Source organism: Pandoraea sp. PE-S2R-1, assembly GCF_002179865.1.
Taxonomy (GTDB): Bacteria; Pseudomonadota; Gammaproteobacteria; order Burkholderiales; family Burkholderiaceae; genus Pandoraea.
Genome location: NZ_NGUR01000009.1, coordinates 289,913 through 310,291, shown reverse-complemented (window position 1 = coordinate 310,291; position 20,379 = coordinate 289,913). Strand labels below are relative to the sequence as shown.

Sequence of the window (20,379 nt, the reverse complement as noted above, 5' to 3'; positions counted from 1 at the left end):
ATCCTACCATATAGGGAAATCCCTACGTATCATCTCAATAAAATCAATTATTTACCGACGTTGTAATTACAGATTACAGATTCTATACTCACTCCCAAGTTGCGCGACGACGGTACTCAAGTCATCTAATCGGGAGATTCACCATGCAGTCGACAAGCAGGGCCGCAACGCTGACCGGCGCGAAGAGCACGGTTCGCTGGAAGATCTTTTTTCTGATGCTGTTCCTCATCGCCGTGAACTACATCGACCGCGCGTCGTTGTCGGTGGCGATGCCGTTGATCTCGAAAGAATTCGACCTCACGCCGGCGATGGAGGGGCTGATTCTGAGCGGCTTCTTCTGGACGTATGCCGTCATGCAGATTCCGGGCGGCATGCTCGCCGACAAGTACAAGCCGCGCATCGTCATTGCGCTGGCGACCGTCTTCTGGGGGCTGTTTCAGGCCGCTGCGGCGTTTTGCACCAGCGCCACCACGCTGCTGCTGACCCGCTTCGGGCTGGGCGCCGCCGAAGCGCCGATCTATCCGGCGGGCGGCAAGCTCAATGCCATCTGGATGACCCAGAACGAGCGCGGACGCGGCGCCACCTTGCTCGACGGCGGCGCGCCGCTGGGGGCGGCACTGGGCGCGATCATCATCACGTGGCTGATCACCGTGCTGGGCTCATGGCGTCTCGCGTTTGTCGTGGCTGGTGTCGGCACGATGCTCGCGGGGTATCTGGCATGGCGCTACATCCGCAATTCACCGCGTGAACACCCGGCCGTGAACGAAGAAGAGGCCAACTACATCGAGATGGCGCAGGCGTCCGAGCACCGCGCCGAGCCGGAGAACCTGTCGGGCCGCTCGATGGATTTCTTCAAATACCGCTCGGTCTGGTGCATGGCCCTCGGCTGGATGTGCTTCAACACTGTGTTCTACGGCTTGCTGACGTGGATGCCGAACTATCTGCACAAGGTGCACGGCTTCGACATCAAGCAGATGGGCAGCGCGAGTTTCATCATCTTCTTCTGCGGTTTCGTTGGTGAGTTGATCGGCGGCTGGATCGGCGACAAGTGGAAAGCGGCCGGCGGCTCGCCCAACAAGGTGATGCGCACGCTCTTCGGTATTGCCGCTGTCATCGCCACCGCATCGATCTTCTCGGTGGCATACGTCACCAGCGACGTGGTGACCGTCGTGTTGCTGTCCTCGACGCTCTTCTTCCTTCGCTGGTGCGGCTTGTACTGGTGCATTCCGTCGATTCTCGGCACCCGCAACAAGATTGGTTTCCTCGGCGGCGTGATGAATCTCGGCGGCAACATCGGCGGTATCAGCGTGCCGCTGATCGTCGGCCTGATCGTGCAGACCACCGGCTCGTACTTTCTCGCGCTGATGTTCTTTGCGGCCGCCGGCGTGGGCTTGCTCGTGTGCTCCACGTTGATCGATTACGAAAGAAAACTCCCTGTCTGATTCACCGGTTTGCCGGATCGGCTCGCGCTTGTAGCGGCCGATCTTTGCCTTTCCGCTTTTTGCTTTGAAACGACAATGACAAAAAACTCCCGCACTTTGCTTGGCATGCTTACGCCGTCCTCCAACACCGCGCTGGAACCCATCACCAGTGCCATGGTTGCCGGGCTGCCCGATGTCAGTGTCCATTTTTCACGCTTTCGTGTGACCGAGATTTCGCTGGGGTCGACGGCGCTCGGTCAGTTCGATCTCGACAAGATTCTCGACGCAGCGAAGTTGCTTGCCGATGCCGAAGTCGACGTCATCGCCTGGAACGGCACGTCGGCGGGCTGGCTCGGGTTCGAGACCGATGAGGCCCTGTGCCGTCAGATCACCGAGGCGACCGGCATTCCTGCGACGACGTCCGTGCTGGCGCTCAACGAGATTCTCGAACAAACCGGTGTCAAGGAACTCGGCCTCGTCACGCCGTATCTGGAGGACGTGCAGCAACGGATCATCGCCAACTACGCGCGCAAGGGTATTCAGTGCACGGCGGAGCGCCACCTGAACCTGCGCAAGAATTTCGAATTCTCCGAAGTCGACGGCGACACGCTCACCCGCCTCGTGAATGAAGTGGCCGGGCAACGTCCGCAGGCCATCACCACGTTCTGCACCAATCTGCATGCCGCGCCGCTGGCACGCGCACTCGAAGCGCAGACCGGCATTCCGGTGTACGACACGATTTCGACGGTGATCTGGAAATCGATGAAGATCGCCGGCCTCGATACCCGTGCGTTGTCCGAGTGGGGACAACTGTTCGCCACAGGGGAGTGATGCGATGACGAATGCGTATTCAGGCGACCAACCCTTTGATCTGGTCATTCGCAATGCCGACGTGGTGACCGCGTCCGATCGCTTCCAGACTGACATCGGCGTGAGCGACGGCGTTATCGTTGCCCTCGGCCGTCGACTCGGCCCGGGCAAGCGTGAAGTCGATGCGACGGGCTTGCTTGCCATGCCGGGTGGTGTCGACGGGCACTGCCACCTTGATCAACCGATGCCCGACGGCCTACGCATGGCCGATGACTTTTTCACCGGGACGCGGGCGGCCGTTTGCGGCGGCACGACCACAGTGATTCCGTTCGCCGCGCAGGAGAAGGGTGGTTCGCTACGGGCCGCCGTTGACGACTATCACAAGCGGGCGAACGGGCGCGCTGTGGTGGATTACGGCTTCCACCTGATCGTTGCTGACCCCACGGAGAAGGTACTGCGCGAAGAACTTCCGCAGCTGATTCAGGAAGGCTACACCTCGTTCAAGATCTACATGACTTACGACGATCTGAAGCTATCGGATCGAGAAATTCTGGAGGTGCTCTCGGTGGCCCGCGAGCATGGTGCGCTGGTGATGGTGCACGCGGAGAACTCGGATTGCATCGCGTGGTTGACGGACAAGTTGGTCGGGCAAGGCCGTATCGCGCCGAAGTTTCACGGGCTCGCGCGCCCCGCCGCGGTCGAGCGCGAAGCCACCCATCGGGCGATCACATTTGCCGAGCTGGTCGATGTGCCGATTCTGATCGTGCATGTGTCCGGAAAGGATGCGATCGGGCAAATTCGCTGGGCGCAAGGGCGTGGCATGCCGATTCTCGCCGAGACGTGTCCGCAGTATCTCTACCTCACGGCTGACGATATGGGGCATCCGGGCGACGACGGCTATGCCGGTGCGAAATGCGTGTGCAGCCCGCCGCCGCGAGATTCCGACAATCAGGAAGCGGTCTGGAAAGCGTTGAAACAGGGCGTGTTCTCGGTGTTTTCATCAGACCACGCACCGTTCAACTACGACGATCCGCAGGGCAAGAAGCCGGGCGGCAACGCGCAGTCGTTCGAACACATTCCCAACGGCATTCCCGGCATTGAAACGCGGTTGCCGCTGCTGTTCGACGGCGTACGTCAGGGGCGATTGTCGCTACACAAGTTCGTCGAGTTGACATCGTATCGTCCGGCACGGCTGTATGGCCTGTACCCGCGCAAAGGCACGATTGCCATCGGGGCGGATGCCGACATCGTGTTGTGGGATCCGGAGGCCCGCGTGCAGATCACGAACGGCGCATTGCATCACGCCGTCGACTACACGCCGTACGAGGGCAGGGAAGTGACCGGCTGGCCGGTGCATTGTTTCTCGCGGGGCGAGCAACTGGTTGCCAATCGCCAATACCTTGAACCGACGCCGGGACGCGGGCAGTTTTTGCCGGCCGACGCCCCGTCGCTGGTGTGACGCACAGACAAGGAGACGACGCGATGCGCTTGCTCGTGATCAACCCCAATATTTCCACCAGCGTCACGGCGCTGATTGAGGCGGAAGCCCGCCGGGCAGCTTCACCTGACACGGCGCTGTCGTTTGCCACCGCGCAATTCGGCGTGGCGTATATCGAAACGCGCTTCGAGGCGCTGACCGGCGGTTATGCGACGGCATGTGCCGCAGCAGAGCGTGCCGGGGAGTTCGATGGCCTCGTCGTGGCGGCCTTCGGCGATCCCGGCTTGGGCGGCATCAAGGAGTTGTTCGATGTACCGGTCGTCGGCATGACCGAAGCCGCGCTGGCGAGTGCCTGCCTGCTCGGCAACCGGTTCTCGATCATTGCCATTTCTCACCGCATTCAGGCGTGGTACCGCGAGTGCGTGGCAGCAAACGGTTTGTCGTCGCGGCTGGCGAGCATTCGCAGTCTCACGTCACCGCTGCGCGACATTGCCACGGTTCAGGAAGATCATGCGGCCCGGCTCATCGAGCTGAGCCAGATGGCGGTGGAGCAAGACGGGGCCGACGTCATCATCGTCGCCGGGGCACCGCTGGCCGGGCTGGCACGCCAGTTGCGCGGGCAGATTCCGGTGCCCGTTGTCGATGGCGTCTCCAGCGCGGTCAGGCACTGCGAATCGTTGATGGCGCTGCAACCGGGGACGGCGACGGGCGGCAGCTTCCAGCGCCCGCCGAGAAAAGACAATGCCGGATTGCCACCGGCATTGCGGGCGTTACTCGAGTGACAGGAAGAGGACGGGAAGGAAGTGAAAGGCCGGCGCGCAAACGTAGCCGGCCTTCGTTTTTCTATCGCCGAGCAAAACGCCGTGCTCATGTGCTACAGTTCCGCAGCAAAAAATGAAAGCGAGACGCTGAAACGCTCAGGAATGCCGAACATATCGGATATTTCGTTTCGCTAACCAAGACGGTGTAGGAAAAATAACGACAAAGCAGTGCCGGTAGTCGTAAGTGTTGTACCGAATCAGATAAGCAACTGGATTGCGAACGGTATCGGGGAACCATGATTAACGCTGCTGTGGGCCACCTGGCGGGGCGGCTCAACGAATATTTAAAACAAGCCTACACACTCACCGAAGACATCGTGACGATGTCCGGTCTTGTGGATATGCACGGGCATGCCATTGCCGACACGAACAACCGTTTGGTCGTGTTCCTCACGCATATCGAACGAGACACGGGCCCCTATCGCCAGTCTTTGCCGGGTGACGCCGGCGCGTCGCGCGTGACGACCACCGTCGCGCCGCTCTATCTGAATCTCTACGTGATGGTGGCCGCCAATTACACCGGCGGCAATTACGAAGATTCGCTCAAACTGATCTCCGGCGCGATCCAGTTCTTCCAGCGTTATCCGGTCTTTGACCATCAGTCGTCGCCATCGCTCGATGCGCGTATCGACCGGCTGGTGCTCGAGATCGAGAACCTCAATATTCGCGAACTCAGCAATCTGTGGACGATGCTTGGCGGCAAATATCTGCCGTCGGTGCTGTACAAGGTGCGCCTGATGGCCCCCGATACCGGCGATGTCGTCGGTACCGTGCCGACGGTGCGCACGCCTGTACCGGCGCTCAATCACTGACCCGGCCCGGAGAGCGCCCTATGTCCGCTACGTCCACCGGGACAGCCGCGTTACCGTATGCGCGCTTGTTCACCGTTGATCTCGCCCACGCCTACTGGCCGGAGCCTAACGCTTCGCTACCATGGGCGCGTTTTGCCCTCACACCCGAGACCACCGATTGGGTGCGTCGCCGCGACCTGCTCGTGATTCCACACCGGCACGGCGTTGCGTTCTTTTGCGAAACTCGCCGCCGCGACGTTCTGCTGGGCGGTCTGAAGCCCGGCGAGGCCGTCGCCACCGTCAAGTGGTATGCGAAAGACGAACACTTTTCCCGCTACACAGCACCGGCGTTGACCGGCGGCGCAGCCGTCTATTTCCTGCAAAGCGCGGCGAGTGTGCGAATCGACGGTGCACTCACGCAGCGGCTGCATGCCGGCGAGACCGTCGATGCGACGAACGCCTTGCCGGTCAGCGCGCCGTCGCTGGCCCCCCATCTGGAACGCGCCGACAGACTCAGTCCTCCGGTGCTGGTCGTACAGATCGATCTCGCCGATCAGGTGGCGAATACTTCTGTCAACAAGGCCGGGGTCGACTACATCGCCAACTTCGCCGCGCGCTCGACCCGCTGGCGCTACTACTACGTTTGCGATGCCGAGAACGACGCGTTGGCTATTGTCGATCTCGACGAGAAAGTCAGTTTTGTGGCCACCGGTAGCGAGCCGCGCAGTGGCGGCCGTCGTGCGCTGGTGTTCGAGAGCGAACAGGAAATTGCAATGCAGCAGCAATACCCGCAGCGTTTTCAGTTGCGGGAACGGGGCCGGTCGGGTGAACGCGTGTTGATCCGGAGACTGCCCAATGCCGAAGTTGGCAGCGTGATTCAGCAGGGGATGGAGACAAAGCAACGGCAGGAAGGGCAGGCGCGGCAGAAGGCGGCAATGAGCCCGGCAGTTCGGGTGTCCGAGATCTACATCAATTGATATCGTTGACCGAGGTGAACCATGGCGCAATACAAAACACCAGGCGTATACGTAGTCGAACAAAATGCGTTTCCCAACTCCGTGGTGGAAGTCGCCACGGCCGTCCCGGCATTCATCGGCTATACCCAGTTCGCCGATAACAAGGGCACGCCGCTGGCCAATACGCCGTGGCGTATCAGCTCGATGGCGGAATTCGTGACGTACTTCGGTGGCGCACCCGCTACGAGCTACTCGCTCGACGCGGTGCCGGCAGCACCGAGCGCACCGGTGGCTGCCAAGAAGGCGGACGGCGGCGACGCAGCGGCTGCCGATGCGGGTGGCGACGCCAAGCCGGCACGCCCGGTGGTGACCGATCTCTTCATCGGCGCGACCGGCGCGCGCAAGCCGTTCAAGTTCACACCGCAGGGCACGGAATACCTGCTGTACTACAGCATGCTGCTGTTCTTCCAGAACGGCGGCGGCCCGTGCTACATCGTGTCGGTCGGCACGTACGCCGACGGCGAAATCGACCCGGGCAAACTGACCGCTGGTATCGATACGCTCGTCAAGGAGCAGGAACCCACCATGGTGGTGGTGCCCGAAGCCGTGCGCCTGTCGAGTCAGGACTGCACGACCGTGCAGCGCGCGATGCTCATGCACTGCGGTTACACGATGCGCAACCGCTTCGCGATCGTCGATGTATTCGACGGATCTTGGGACCGTCAGGCGCCCGGTGGCGATGCCATCACGGCATTCCGAGATTCGGTGGGCTCGGAGTTTCTGGACTTCGGCGCGGGCTATTACCCGTGGGTCAACACGTCGATCGTGACCGAGAAGGATCTCGACTTCACGCGGATTTCGAACCCGGCACAGCTGCAAACGTTGATCACGGCAGAACTGGCGGCTGTGCTCAATCCCGTGCCCGCATCGCCCGCCGCGACGGCGAAGGCCAAGCAGATTCAGGAAGTGCTGACGCAACTCGGCGGTACGGCCGCCCCGGCAGCGCCTGCCGGGGGCGATGCCGCTGCGGCGAAACCGGACGCCGCCGCTGACGCCGGTGGTGCCGACGCAAAGCCCGCTGCCGATGCGGGCGGTGGTGATGCGGCCGCAGCAGCGAAGCCTGCCGCCAAGCCGGCGGTCATGTCGCCGAACGACATCGAAACGCTGCACAAGACGCTGGCGGCACTGAGCAATGTGTACGTGCAGGTGCTGCAATCGCTGCAAAAGAAGCTCAACTTGCTGCCGCCGTCGGCGGGCATGGCTGGGCTGTACACGCTCGTCGACAACACGCGCGGCGTATGGAAGGCACCGGCCAACGTCAGCCTGAACGGCGTGGTATCGCCCAGCGTGAGCATCTCGAATGCCGATCAGGAAGACCTCAACGCACCGACCAACGGCAAGTCGGTCAACGCCATTCGCAGCTTCATCGGCGAAGGCGTGATGGTGTGGGGTGCCCGCACGCTCGACGGCAACAGCCTCGACTGGCGATATCTGAGCGTGCGCCGCACGATGATCATGATCGAAGAATCGCTGCGGCTCGCGTGTAAGGCCTATGTGTTCGAACCGAACACGGCCAACACGTGGGTCACGATCAAGAGCATGGTTCGCAACTTCCTCACCAGCGTGTGGAAGCGTGGCGGTCTGGCAGGGGCAAGCCCGGACGACGCGTTTCAGGTCTTTGTCGGCCTTGGCGAAACCATGACCGGCGACGACATTCTCGAAGGTCTGCTCAAGGTGTCGGTGCTGGTGGCGGTGAGCCGTCCGGCCGAATTCATCGAACTGACGTTCGAACAACAAATGCAGAAGTCCTGAGGCCGGGCATCGGGGTACATCACCCGCTTGGCAGGTTCGTGACGATGTTGCGGCGCGCCGCAGAGTGCGCTGGCCCGGCACGGCATTTTTCGCATGCAATCTTTAGACGAGGTATGTGATGGCAGACGACGGTTCGAAACAATCCACCACAGTTTGGCCGCTTCCCAAGTTCTACTTTCAGGTGAAGTGGGATTCGCAGGTCATGTCGTTTCAGGAAGTGAGCGGGCTGGACGTGCAGTCCGAAGAAATCAAGTATCGCCACGGCGACAGCCCGGAGTTCTCGGTGATCAAGATGCCGGGCATGAAGAAGTACGGCAACGTGACCATGAAGAAGGGCGTGTTCAAGTCCGATAACAAGTTCTGGGACTGGTTCAACCAGATCAAGATGAACACCATCAAGCGGGTGCCGGTGACGATCAGCCTGCTCGACGAGGCCGGCAAGCCGACGATGGTGTGGACGCTCGCCAACGCGTGGCCGACCAAGATCACGGGCACCGATCTGAAGTCCGAAGGCAACGAAGTCGCCATCGAGACCATCGAGATCGTGCACGAAGGGTTGACCATCGCCAACAGCTAACCATCGGCCACCGGCACCGGGTCGCGAGCAGTACGGCGTCCCGGTGCTGGCCCGCGCGCGCCCGACATGCCGTCATCGCCTTTCGATCCGTACCCGCCTGCTGCTTTCCACTTTCGCGTGATGTTCGCCACGACCGGCGGTGCGGTCGACGCGTCGTTTCAGGAAGTCTCCGGCATCAGTACCGAACTCGATACCGAATCGGTCCCCGAGGGCGGGGAGAACCGCTTTGTGCACACGTTGCCGAAGGGCGTCAAACACCCGCATCTCGAGCTCAAGCGGGGTATTGCGTCGTTCACGTCGCCGCTCGTCATGTGGTGCCGCTCGGTGTTCGAAGGCGAGTTCATCGTGCCGATACGGCCGCAGTCGCTGATGGTGCAGTTGCTCGACGAAATGCATATTCCGATTCGCATCTGGACCTTTGCCAATGCGTATCCGGTGAAATGGGAAATTGAAGGTTTCGGCTCGACGAAGAATCAGGTGGCGATCGAGAAGATCGTTCTGAGCTACACCTACGCGAACCGCATGGAGTGACACGATGTCGATTGAAATCGGCCAGTTGAGCATCAAATCGAACGTGGTACAGCGAGCCGCCGGTGAGAGTGACGTCGCGCCGCCGGCCGACGATATGACAGAGGCCTTGCCAGTACTCGACGCTCAGGCGCGCGCAGAGCTGCTCGCGGAGTGCCGTGCGCTCGTGCTCGACCTGCTCGAGCGCGCGAAGGAGCGTTGATCCGTGGCGACCAGCCTGAACCGCAGAAAATTCAACATCGCCCCGTGCAAGGTCTCGGGCGGTCAGATTTCGGTCGACACCAGCCGCACGGCGTTCGAGGCGCTGATCAATCCGGTTGGCTACAAGCGCAAGCTGAGCATCGAGTACAACAAGAAGCAGACGCTCGGGCAGCCGAGTGCGACGCCGCGTTTCAGCGCCATTCGCCCCGAGAACATCACCATCGAGAACCTGGTGCTCGACGGCACCGGCGTGGTCGACGGCACCGGCTCGCGCAGCGTGAAAGACATGATCGACGCGCTGCTGGCGGTCATCTACAAGTACGACGGCAAGAAGCACGAACCGAATTACATCCGCCTGCTGTGGGGCACGTTCATCTTTTTCGGCCGGGTCGAATCGATCGCGCTCGACTACACGATGTTCAAGCCGACTGGCGAGCCGTTGCGCGCTCGCGTGACGCTCGGCATCGTCGGCTGGATGAGCGCGACCGAGAGCGCGCTGCGGGCCAACCTGAGTTCGCCGGATCTGAGCCATCTCGTCGAAGTGACGGCGGGCGACACGCTGCCGTTGCTGTGCAACCGCATCTACAACGACCCGTCGTACTACCGCGAGGTCGCGCGCATTAACAACCTGACCGGCTTTCGCAAGCTGGTGCCCGGCATGATGCTGCGCTTTCCGCCGCTCGTCTGACGCTATGGCCACGTCTCCCGCCGCTAACGCCAATGGTGTCCTGACGCTCTCGATCACGAGCGCGGGCAGCCCCATTCCCGATACGGCGGGCGTGATCTCCGTGGAGATCGATCGCGCGGTGGGACGCGTCAGCAGCGCACGCCTTGTGTTGCGCGACGGCGATATGCCTAACGACGACTTCCCGGTGAGCGACACGGAGGTCTTCGCACCCGGCAGCGCGATTGTCATCAAAGCGGGCTATGGCGGCACGACCGCGCAAATCTTCGACGGCATCGTCGTGCGGCACGGCATCAAGATCGCGGGCAATAACGACGCGCGGCTGATCGTAGAGTGCCGGCACAAGGCGGTGGCCATGACGATCGGCTGCAAGAACGCCAACTATGTCCAGAAACAGGACAGCGCGATCCTCAGTCAACTGATTTCCGATGCCGGTCTCACGGCAGATGTGACTACCACGCAGACCCAGCATCAGGAGATTGTGCAGTTCTACAGCACCGACTGGGACTTCATGGCATTGCGTGCGGAAGCCAACGGGGCACTCGTGATCGCCGACGATAACGGTACGGTGAGCGTCAAACCGCCGCAGACCAGCACGGCAGCGGTCCTCAAGGTGACCTATGGCATCGACATGATGTCGTTCTCCGCCGATGTCGACGCGCGCACGCAGTTGCAGAGCGTGGTAGCGGCCGCGTGGGACCCGGCAACGCAGGCGATGGTGCAGCAAAGCGCGCCTGCGAAAGCGCTCTACGAGCAGGGCGACCTCACTCCGGCGAAGCTTGCTCAGGTGGCCAGTCCGAGCACCTTCCGGCTGCAATCGACGGTGCCGCTGCAAAGCGACGAATTGAAATCATGGAGCGAGGCGCGTCAGATGCGCGCCGCCCTCGCGTGTATTCGCGGCCGCATGTCGTTTCAGGGCAATGCAGCCGCCAAACCGGGCGTGATGATCGAGTTGGTGGGTGTGGGCAAGCGTTTTAGCGGCAACGTCTACGTGAGCGCCGTGCAGCACCGCATTGCCGACGGCAACTGGATTTCGGATGTTGAATTCGGCCTGTCGCCGGAGAGCTTTAGCGAGCGTCACGGAGCGGGCAACGTTCAGGCATCGGGGCTGGTGCCGGGCGTCGGCGGGCTGCAAATCGGTGTGGTCACGAAGCTCGATGCCGACCCCGAGGGGCAGTACCGGATTCAGGTGGCGGTGCAGGTCTTGCAAGCCGAGACGGCCGGTGTGTGGGCGCGGCTGGCGAGTTTTTACGGCTCATCGGGCGTGGGGGCATTCTTCATTCCCGAGATCGGTGACGAAGTGATACTGGGCTACCTCAATGGCGACCCGTCGCATCCGGTCGTGCTGGGCAGTCTGTACAGCAGCCAACGCAAGATGCCCTACGAACTGACGGCTGAAAACTACACCAAGGCGTTGTGGACGAAGGGGCTGCTCAAGATCATTTTCGATGACGACAAGAAGGTCATCACCGTCATCACGCCGCAGAAGAACACCATCGAGATGAGCGACGACGCCAAGTCGATCTGCCTGACCGATCAGAACAACAACAAGATCCAGATGACGCCCGACGGCATCACGCTCGACAGCCCGAAGGACATCGTGATCAACGCCAAGGGCAAAGTCAGCATCAGCGCGGTATCGAACATCGAACAGACCGCACAGGCGGATATCAAGAGCGAGGCGCTCAACATCACCGGCACGGCGAAGGTGGGCTTTACCGCAAAGGGTTCGGCCACGGCAGAGCTTTCGGCCAGCGGCCAGACGACCGTCAAAGGCGCGCTGGTCATGATCAACTGAAGCGACGCGTTTGCGTTCATTCGCTCGATAAATAGCGCGATCACAAGGAGACAGGAACATGCCACTCGCCGCACGACTGACTGACATGCACGTGTGTCCCATGCAGACGCCGGCCGTACCGGTGCCCATTCCGCACGTGGGCGGCCCGATTCTCGGTCCGTGCGTGCCGACGGTGCTCGTCGGCAAACTGCCGGCCGCTGTCGTGACCGACAACTGCCTCTGCGTCGGGCCGCCGGATTCCATTGTCATGGGGTCGACGAGCGTGCTGATCGGCGGGAAACCGGCCGCACGCGTCGGCGATACCTGTGCGCATGGCGGTGCGATTTCGATGGGCTGTCCAACGGTGCTGATCGGCGGCTAAGGCTGGCGGCGCAGACAACGCAAGCAAGAACGAAAGTCAAAACAAAACGGATCGGGGGAAAGCACGCGTGAGCACCGACAAATCGTTTCTCGGCACTGGCTGGGCGTTTCCGCCGCGATTCGGCGACAGCGCCACCCGGGGGCGCACGCAGATGGTGGAGGCCGAAGCTGACATCCATGAAAGCCTGCGCATCATCCTGTCGACGGTGCCGGGCGAGCGGATCATGCAGCCGACCTTCGGATGCGGCATCAAGGCCTACGTGTTCGACGAGATCAACGAGAGCGTGCTCACCGAGATACGCGATGCGATCGAGCGCGCCATTCTGTTCTTCGAGCCGCGGATTACTGTCGAACAGATCGTCATTGACTCGTCGGCGGCCATGGAAGGGCGTATCGACGTGCTCATCGACTACACGGTGCGCGGGACGAACACGCGCAGCAACATGGTCTACCCGTTCTACTTCCTTGAAGGGACCAACTTGCCGGACAAGCAGATGGATCGCTGAAACCTGCGCTGAGACCTGCACTTGGCACTGATACCGACAGAAAGAACGAGCCGACCACCCGATGTACAACCTCATCATTCGCGATGGCACCAGTCAGGCGATGCGGGCACTGCCCGCGTTGCAGGACGGCTATTTCCATCTCGATGAGCTGTCGTTCCACGAGTTGCTCGCGATCGTGACGGAGTTTGCTTCACTGGTGCACTTTCACAACGCGGAGAATGTGCCGGAAGGGGACTGGACACCGTTCTTCCGCGCCGACGAAACCGTGGTCATGAGCCGCATTCTGGCGTTCGATCTGTCGCGTGAGACGGCGCGCTTCGCCCAATGGTGGCGCAATACGCCCGAGCATGTCGGCGTCAGCGCCAACGGAGACAGTTCGGGCTGGACGCTGCAAGCCTCGCCCGTCACCGAACTGGTGATCACGCTCAACGACTGGTATGCCGCGCTGGCGCAGGCGCAGAGCGACAACGGACTGGGCTTGCGCACGGTGCTGCGCGCCGTGATCGTGCAGTTGAGCGTCGATCGGTCCGGCATTCTTGGCGCCTTACGGGCAGTGGGGGGACACGTACCGCTCGATCCGATCTGGTCGGCCGGGTTGGCGACGCCGATCACGCTCTCCGGCAGCGATACCGGTGGCCTCGACGCCGACCGCATCGCACGTGCGGGGGCGCAGCTCACCAAAGCCGATGTCCGCACCGACTTTCACGCGTACATGAAGGCGATTGAAATGGTCCGCAGGGAGGCCCTGGCACGGCTGCCCGCATCGTTGCATAACGGCATCCACGATCCGGCCATCGGCCTGCTGATTGCCTTCGTGCAGCAATTCCAGAAGCTGCAAGGCAAGCTCAACGGATATACACGCCGTTTCATCGACTTCTACTACGACCGCATGCTCGGCAGCACGCCGCGCGCCACCATCCCCGATCACACGTGGCTGGTTTTCAAACGTATCCCGGACGCGCGCGACGTCGTCGTGCCGGCGGGCACCGAATTCCCGGCCGGGGTCGATGCCCAGAGTCGCGACATTCTCTATGTTGCCGAGAACGAGTTGCAGGTGTCCGACGGCCGCGTGGCGCAGGTGCAAACGCTTTACCTCGATCACAACGGCTACAGCGCGCCGGAAAACCTGCTCGCCGACGACGACGCTGTGCCAAGAGGCGCTCCGGTAACCGGGCGGACGTGGCCCACGGCGGCGTGGTTCCAGCCGGTGCCGGTCGCACCGCCCGGTGCCGATCACACGCAAGCCTGGCCGGTGCTGGGTGCACCCAAAGCCGGCATGGGAAGTGGCCCCCATCGGGACGCTCGCATTGGCTTCGCGCTGTCGAGCAAGGTGCTTTTACTCAAGGAAGGCGATCGCCGTATCACGGTGACGGTCACGTTCGCCGACGACACGCTGATGCAGCGGCTGGACCGGGTGGCCGACGCGATGCTCGGCATGACGCCGGTGAGCCCGGAGGGTGTTGCGCCGGGGCAGACGGCAGACGACGTCGACAACAGCCCGGTCGCGGTGGAGCTGCGCCGCAACGACATCTTCCTGAAAATCTTCCGCAGCATCTTCGTGGTCGGGCTGACGGGCGAATTCGGCTGGATCGACATTCCGGGCTACGTGCCGTTTTTCGACGGCGACGTGCTTAGGCTGAGCTTCGAGTTGCCGCCCGAATCGCCGAGCGTGGTGGCGTACTCGCCGGCGCTGCATGGCGAGCAGTTCGACGTCGATACGCCGTTGCTGCGTTGCGTGATCAACCCGGGGGCGTATCTGTTCCCGTACGGCATGCTGCGCGATCTGGCAGTGACCGGGGCGCGTGTCGATGTGGAAGCGCGAGGCTGCCGCGACCTCGTTCTGCAAAACAACATCGGGCAACTCAGCGCCGCAACGCCATTCGCACCGTTCGGGCCATTGGCCCGGCTGGGCAGCTACCTGATCGTCGGCAGTACCGAGATGGCGTCGAAGCGCATCACCGACTTTCGCGTGGAAATCGAGTGGGCCGACCTGCCGCGCGTCACGGGCGGGTTCGGCGCTTGGTACGACGGCTACGACGTGCGCCTCGCCAACGAGGATTATCTGGCTACGGTCGCCGTATTGGCCAAGGGGGTGTGGACGCCCGCCAGCGAATTGTCCCGTCCGAGCGTGCCGATGTTCCGCACGCGGGTACAGCCGGGGCAGGGTGAACGTATCGACACGCGGATCGTCTGGCGCGCCGGTCAACTGGCACATTTGTTCGAACCGGACGCAGGCGTGAGCGCGGCCCAGCCGCTGACGTGGGGGCCGGGCGCGAAGAACGGTTTCTTCAAATTCACGTTTGCCGCACCGGCCTTCGCCTTCGGTCATGAGACCTATGCGCAGGCGCTGTCGGCGACGATGATGGCCAACGCACGCCGCCGGCGCTGGCGTGGGCAGCGCGCTGTGCCGCGCGCGCCCTATACGCCGTTGATCAATGCGATCTCGATCGACTATTGCGCGACGGGGACGATTCGTGTCGACCGGTTGCCGAATGGCGACGACGACGGCCGCTTCCTGCATCTGTTTCCGTCGGGATGGGAGACGCTTGGCCTCAAGAGCTATCCGGCGCCCGCACTGCTGCCGCGTTTCGAGGCGGCCGGTAATCTTTACGTCGGCATTGCCGCCGGTGACCTCGGCAAGACGCTGACGCTGCTCTTCGAGCTTCGCGAAGACTCGCAACCGGTGCCGCCGACCAACGAAGACACCGAAGACGGATCTGCCGACACCGCAGGACTGCGTTGGAGTTACCTGACGAACAACGTGTGGAAGCCCTTGCCGCGTCGCTACATCGTGGCCGACGGCACGCATCACTTCATGACCTCAGGCATCGTGACGCTGCGGGTGCCGGGCGACATCGACTGCCACAACACCGTCATGCCGGATGGGCTTTACTGGCTGCGTGTCAGCGCCGATCGCGACATGGAGAAGTATTGCAGCCTGTATGCCATCCATGCGCAGGCCGTGCAGGTGCACCGTGGGCAGGATGTACCGCCCGAAGTGCCGATGGTTTTGCCTGCCGGCAGTATCGTGCGCGGCCGCCGTCCGTTGCCGGGCATCACGGGCATCGTGCAACCGCTGCCATCCTGCGGCGGCCGGGCAGCCGAGACGCGTGAGCAGATGCGCACACGCATCAGCGAGCGCCTGCGGCACAAGCAACGCGCGATCTCGCCGGCCGATTACGAGTCGATGATTCTCGAAGCGTTTGCCGATGTGTTCAAGGTCAAGTGTTTTGCGAATCTCACCACGGCGCACGGCCCGTTCGACTGCGTGCGACCCGGTCGTGCGCTGGTCGTGCCGTTGCCTTACTGGCCCGCGTTACCGGCCGACGAGCAGATGCCGATGCTCGACGGCAACCTCATGCAGGAGATCGCGGCGTTCGTGAACACGCTGTCCTCGCCGTGGGCCCATGTGTCGGTAGAGAACCCCGTCTACGAACGCATTCAGGTGCGTTGCAAGGTGCGCTTTTCGGACGTGTCGGGCAATGGGCGCTATATCGCCATGCTCAACGCGGCGATCTCGCACTACCTCACACCGTGGCAGGACGACGTGGGCTATCGCACGCACTTCGGCTGGCGTATCCGGCAGCACGATCTGGAGGCGTTTATCGGCTCGTTGCCTTACGTGCAGAACGTCTCCGGCTTTTCGATGCTGCGTATTGCCGCCAAACCGTCTGCCGTACCGCCGGCGTCAGCTACGTCACCGGCCGCGCCTGTCGTGTGGACCTCGGCAGATGTGCAAACGTATTCGCTGTTCGATACGGCAGACCCCGCCAACACCGGCAGCACGAAGGGCCAGACCGATATCACGCCGCTCTACCCGTGGAGCATTGCCATTCCGGTCGCCCGTCACGCCATCGAAGCGGTCGACGATGGCGTTGACTACCCGGGCGTACCCACTGCGCTCAGCCGCCTCGAAATCGGCACCACTTTCATCATCTCGGACGACCCCCATGACCAATAAGCCCATGGCCCGCCGTAATCGCGACACGCTCCGGAGCAAGTTCGGCAACGGCGAGATGCCGTCCGCGACGGCGTTCTCGGAACTGATCGACTCGATGCTCAACATCGTCGATGAAGGGTTCGACAAGACGCCCGTGGATGGCCTCAAGGTCTCGCAACTCAATCAGGGCAAGCTGCTCAGCTTCTATCAAAACATCGACGTGAAGAGCCCTATCTGGTCGGTGCAACTGGACGGGCCGGGCGGGGGGCTTGCCTTCGGGAACGCCCGCAATCCCGCCGTGCTGACATTGCGCCAGTTGCCGGGCGCATCGGACGCGCAGTCGGCGGGGCAGGCCAGCGATGCGCCGGACTTTGAACTCGATATGGCCGGGCGGATTGTCGCTGACGGACGGCGCGGCCGCCCGGGCAGCCGCAGCGTGCCCGCCGACGGCAAGTGGCACGACATCACCGATACGCTCACCGGCTGTAATGCGTTCGAGATCATGGCGGGCGTGGGCAAGCGAGGCAGCGGCAAATATGCGCTGATGCACGCGTATGCCGTCATGGCCTTCAATGGCAAAGGCGACATCGATTACCGTCAATCGCACTTCGGCAGCAAGTGCAACCGGCTGCAATTGCAGTGGATCGATGCGCCCGATGGGGCCAAGCACAACTACATTTTGCAAATGCGTGTCGGCTGTCCTTACGACAGTACGCGCGACAGTGCAGGCGCTGACCGGACGTGGGTGACCTACTACCTGACCAATCTGTGGTTCGACCCGGACATGCAGACGAGCGCCGTCGACCCCGAACCGAAGGTGCAGGCATGAGTACGCCGTCCACCACCTTCGACATCGTGCTTGCGGCCGACGACGCGCAATTGGTCATGGCGGCGTTGGCAGAGTTGCCGTTCAAGCGCGTATACGAACTGATCGGCACACTGAACCGGCAAGCCAACGAGGCGGGCGCGGGGGAAGCCATTGCGTGTGCACTGAGCGCGCCTGCCTTCGCGCTGATCGTTGAAGCATTGGGGCACCTGCCGTATCACCGGGTGCATACACTGATCGATGCGATGAAGGCGCAATTGAACAGCGCCCGCATCGCGTTGGACGAGGCTGGCGACGACGCCACGCGCGCACGCGGCATTCGGGGTGTGGTCAGCCGATGAACGCGCCTGAGTCCATCGCCCGATTCGCCCCCGATCCCCATGGGCTCGATTTCGATGCGCTGCGCCGCGCAGGCATTGCCACGCTGCAAGCCTTGTGCGGGGATCGCTGGACTGACTACAACCTGCACGATCCGGGCGTCACGATTCTCGAGCAGCTTTGCTACGCGATCACCGAACTCGGCTATCGCTCGGACTTCGCACCTGAGGATTATCTGGTCGGTCCGACGGGCGAAATCGATTACCGGCGGCACGCCTTGCACCCGGCAGACGAGATTCTGCCGAGTCAGGTGCTCACGGTCGACGATTACCGCAAGCTGTTCTACGACTCGATTCCCGAGCTGGAGGATGTCTGGCTGAGTTGTGAGCCCGATGCGTCGGCCGGCGCGGGCGGGGCTCGCGGACTGTACCGGGTACTGGTCAAGCTCAGCGAAACCTTGACAGGGGAACTGTCGGGAGAGGCGCAGGCCGCGATGGAGGCCGACGTGCGCAAGCGCATCTTCGAGGTCTTCAACGCGCATCGCAACCTTGGCGAAGACTTGGCCGGCGTGCGCGTCGTGCCCGCGCAGGCGGTCTACCTGAGTGGTGACGTGCAGATTCACAGCGAGCGCGACCCGGCGTCGATCTTCGCAGATATCTACTTCCGATGTGCGCAGGCGGTGCTCTCGGGGTTTCAGGTCGAGCGCTACGTCAAGGCCTTTGCGGCAGGGGTACCGCTCGATATCCTGTTTTCCGGTCCGCGCACGGTGCACGGATTCATCGCGAGTACCGGGGCGCAGGCGCCCGGCTCACCGATTGCGATCTCGAAACTGGTCGGACTGGTGCAGGAGGTCGAAGGCGTGGCGCACGTGCAGCGGCTCGCCCTGTGCGATGCCCACGGGCACCCGATTGGCACGGACATGGCGGCGGACGCCGTGCTGCGCCTGCGATTCCCGGGGGATGCCCAGAGTGCATTTCTGCGTTTGCACTTTGCCAGCAGTGCCGTCGGCACCGATACGGCACCCGCCGCGGATGCCGTCGAGCAACGGCGCGAAGACAAGGCACGTGTGGTGCTGGACGATGCGCGCGTGGCACTGGCGAAGGCGCGCTTCGAGTTCGATACCTTGCGTAACACGCCGCAATCGGTGGTGGGGATCGTACCCGCACCGCAGGGCGAGACGCGCGAGCTGAGCGACTATTTCTCGATTCAGCATCAGTTTCCGGCGATCTACGGCATCAACCATTTCGGCGTGCCGCCGTCCGCACCGCTGGCGCATAAGGTCAGCGCGAAGCAACTGAAGGCCTATCTGTATCTGGCCGAGCAGTTGATGGCCAACTATCTGGAGAACCTGCAATCGGTCGGACGGATGTTCTCCGTTGACGATCTGCACCAGACCTACTTCTCGCAGTTGATCGGCGACGACGCACTGCCGGATATTGAATCGTTGTATGTCGAGGCGCCGGAGGACGTGCGCAAAGCCCTCACGCATATCGTGTCGCGCAAGGACCGGGCGGAGGACCGGCGCAGCCGGTTGCTGGATGTGTTGCTCGCGATGTATGGCGAAACGTTCTCGCAGAAGTCGCTGCGCCGCTTCGACGACTATCAGGACAAGCACGCGACGCACTGGCTGGTGAACAACAAGCTCGAATTCCTGCGCCATATCGCAACGCTCTCGCGCGACCGGGCAACGGCGTTCGACGTGGGCGTGCCCGAGCGGCGCGTTGATGGCCGGCCCAACGTTGCCGGGGTCCACGCCAAGATCGCGATTCTGCTGGGGTTGCCTGCCGAGCCGTCAGAACATCCGCTGAGCGTGACACTGTTGCAATGGCGGCTGCGCCTGCGGGCCGACAACGTGGCCACGGCCGACGACTACGAGCGCGCAGCTGCCCGGTTGGTGGTACTGGCGGGGCGGGGCGCTCCCGGTGCGGAACCATCAAAGGAAGAGTCCCGGCAAGAAGATTTGCTGCCTGTGGGGCTTCTCGTGCATGGCGTACGGCTGGAAAACTACGTGCTTGAGCAGCATGGCGAGGAAGTGCATGTGCATTTCCGCACGCATGACGAGCGCTTGGGTGACGTGCGACTGGCGAAGTTCAAACGCGCGGGGGCCGTCACGCACGCCGATCGATATGTGCAGACGTTGCGCAGTTTTCTGTGCAAATTGAATGTGCAATCCGAGGGGTTTTATCTGGTCGAGCATGTGTTGCTTCGCCCGCGCTATCGCAACGCTGAGGCGGCGGCGGCAGCGGCAGCTGAGCGGGGGCAGGTGCCCGATGCGGCGTTCTTCGATGCCCGCGTGAGCATCGTGTTCCCGGCGTGGTCGGCAAGGTTCAGCGATCCCGACTTTCGAAACCTTGCGCAGGAGACGGTTTGCCGCAATCTGCCGGCGCACTTGCTGCCGGAATTCCACTGGATGGATTTCGTGACGATGCGCGACTTCGAGCATCGCTACGACTTGTGGCGGACGCGCCTGCGCGAAGACATTACCCGCACCGACTCACGCCGCCTCGATGCCACCAGCGCGAGTCTCGCGTCGTTGCTCATGCGTCAGCGGCATGAGCGGCGTGATCAAAGTCTGACGTTGTGGGTGTAGC

At 62.5% G+C, this 20,379-nt stretch carries 18 protein-coding genes; all 18 read left to right on the top strand.

Translation table 11 applies throughout. The features are described from left to right. Positions 1-143: 143 nt before the first annotated feature. The 18 genes from CDV44_RS08440 to CDV44_RS08355 all read left to right on the top strand — a co-directional run bounded on the left by CDV44_RS08440 (position 144) and on the right by CDV44_RS08355 (position 20,378). Positions 144-1,442: an MFS transporter gene (locus tag CDV44_RS08440; protein ID WP_087687624.1), complete on the top strand. Its 1,299-nt coding sequence runs from the start codon at positions 144-146 to the stop codon at positions 1,440-1,442. A gap of 75 nt (positions 1,443-1,517) precedes the next feature. After that, on the top strand, positions 1,518-2,252 hold the full coding sequence (locus tag CDV44_RS08435) for an aspartate/glutamate racemase family protein (RefSeq protein WP_087687623.1): 735 nt from the start codon (positions 1,518-1,520) through the stop codon (positions 2,250-2,252). Positions 2,253-2,256: 4 nt separating this feature from the next. Then, complete coding sequence (hydA, locus tag CDV44_RS08430; protein WP_087687622.1) at positions 2,257-3,690, top strand: dihydropyrimidinase; 1,434 nt, start codon at positions 2,257-2,259, stop codon at positions 3,688-3,690. Positions 3,691-3,713: 23 nt separating this feature from the next. Further along, positions 3,714-4,451 carry an aspartate/glutamate racemase family protein gene (locus CDV44_RS08425; protein WP_087687621.1) on the top strand — a complete coding sequence of 246 codons (738 nt, stop codon included), beginning with the start codon at positions 3,714-3,716 and terminating at the stop codon, positions 4,449-4,451. Positions 4,452-4,726: 275 nt separating this feature from the next. Continuing rightward, positions 4,727-5,302, top strand: a complete 576-nt coding sequence (locus tag CDV44_RS08420) for a DUF4255 domain-containing protein (protein ID WP_058378602.1) — start codon at positions 4,727-4,729, stop codon at positions 5,300-5,302. A 20-nt stretch (positions 5,303-5,322) separates the two neighbouring features. Next, positions 5,323-6,258 (top strand): hypothetical protein, encoded by a 936-nt coding sequence (locus tag CDV44_RS08415; protein ID WP_087687620.1) that lies wholly within the window; start codon positions 5,323-5,325, stop codon positions 6,256-6,258. A 21-nt stretch (positions 6,259-6,279) separates the two neighbouring features. Next, on the top strand, positions 6,280-8,049 hold the full coding sequence (locus CDV44_RS28415; RefSeq protein ID WP_087687619.1) for a phage tail sheath C-terminal domain-containing protein: 1,770 nt from the start codon (positions 6,280-6,282) through the stop codon (positions 8,047-8,049). Positions 8,050-8,167: 118 nt separating this feature from the next. After that, positions 8,168-8,626: a phage tail protein gene (locus CDV44_RS08405; RefSeq protein ID WP_039398341.1), complete on the top strand. Its 459-nt coding sequence runs from the start codon at positions 8,168-8,170 to the stop codon at positions 8,624-8,626. 66 nt (positions 8,627-8,692) lie between these two features. Continuing rightward, positions 8,693-9,157 carry a phage tail protein gene (locus CDV44_RS08400; protein WP_087687618.1) on the top strand — a complete coding sequence of 155 codons (465 nt, stop codon included), beginning with the start codon at positions 8,693-8,695 and terminating at the stop codon, positions 9,155-9,157. A 4-nt stretch (positions 9,158-9,161) separates the two neighbouring features. Then, on the top strand, positions 9,162-9,356 hold the full coding sequence (locus tag CDV44_RS08395; RefSeq protein WP_087687617.1) for a DUF5908 family protein: 195 nt from the start codon (positions 9,162-9,164) through the stop codon (positions 9,354-9,356). A gap of 3 nt (positions 9,357-9,359) precedes the next feature. Then, positions 9,360-10,043, top strand: coding sequence for a peptidoglycan-binding protein (locus CDV44_RS08390; RefSeq protein WP_087687616.1), 684 nt, complete (start codon positions 9,360-9,362; stop codon positions 10,041-10,043). 4 nt (positions 10,044-10,047) lie between these two features. Beyond that, a complete protein-coding gene (gene vgrG / locus CDV44_RS08385) occupies positions 10,048-11,838 on the top strand; it encodes a type VI secretion system tip protein VgrG (RefSeq protein WP_087687615.1) in 1,791 nt (596 codons plus the stop codon). 58 nt (positions 11,839-11,896) lie between these two features. Continuing rightward, positions 11,897-12,199: a PAAR domain-containing protein gene (locus CDV44_RS08380; RefSeq protein WP_087687614.1), complete on the top strand. Its 303-nt coding sequence runs from the start codon at positions 11,897-11,899 to the stop codon at positions 12,197-12,199. A 67-nt stretch (positions 12,200-12,266) separates the two neighbouring features. Further along, a complete protein-coding gene (locus CDV44_RS08375) occupies positions 12,267-12,704 on the top strand; it encodes a GPW/gp25 family protein (protein WP_087687613.1) in 438 nt (145 codons plus the stop codon). Positions 12,705-12,765: 61 nt separating this feature from the next. Further along, complete coding sequence (locus CDV44_RS08370; protein ID WP_087687612.1) at positions 12,766-16,665, top strand: baseplate J/gp47 family protein; 3,900 nt, start codon at positions 12,766-12,768, stop codon at positions 16,663-16,665. Continuing rightward, the gene (locus tag CDV44_RS08365) at positions 16,655-17,473 is read left to right on the top strand and encodes a hypothetical protein (RefSeq protein WP_087687611.1); all 819 of its coding nucleotides are present in this window, start codon (positions 16,655-16,657) and stop codon (positions 17,471-17,473) included. The genes CDV44_RS08370 and CDV44_RS08365 overlap by 11 nt, the downstream gene beginning before the upstream one ends. Continuing rightward, complete coding sequence (locus CDV44_RS08360; protein ID WP_087687610.1) at positions 17,470-17,811, top strand: hypothetical protein; 342 nt, start codon at positions 17,470-17,472, stop codon at positions 17,809-17,811. The genes CDV44_RS08365 and CDV44_RS08360 overlap by 4 nt, the downstream gene beginning before the upstream one ends. Continuing rightward, the gene (locus CDV44_RS08355; RefSeq protein ID WP_087687609.1) at positions 17,808-20,378 is read left to right on the top strand and encodes a hypothetical protein; all 2,571 of its coding nucleotides are present in this window, start codon (positions 17,808-17,810) and stop codon (positions 20,376-20,378) included. Before CDV44_RS08360 ends, CDV44_RS08355 begins: the two co-directional genes overlap by 4 nt. Position 20,379 lies beyond the last annotated feature (1 nt).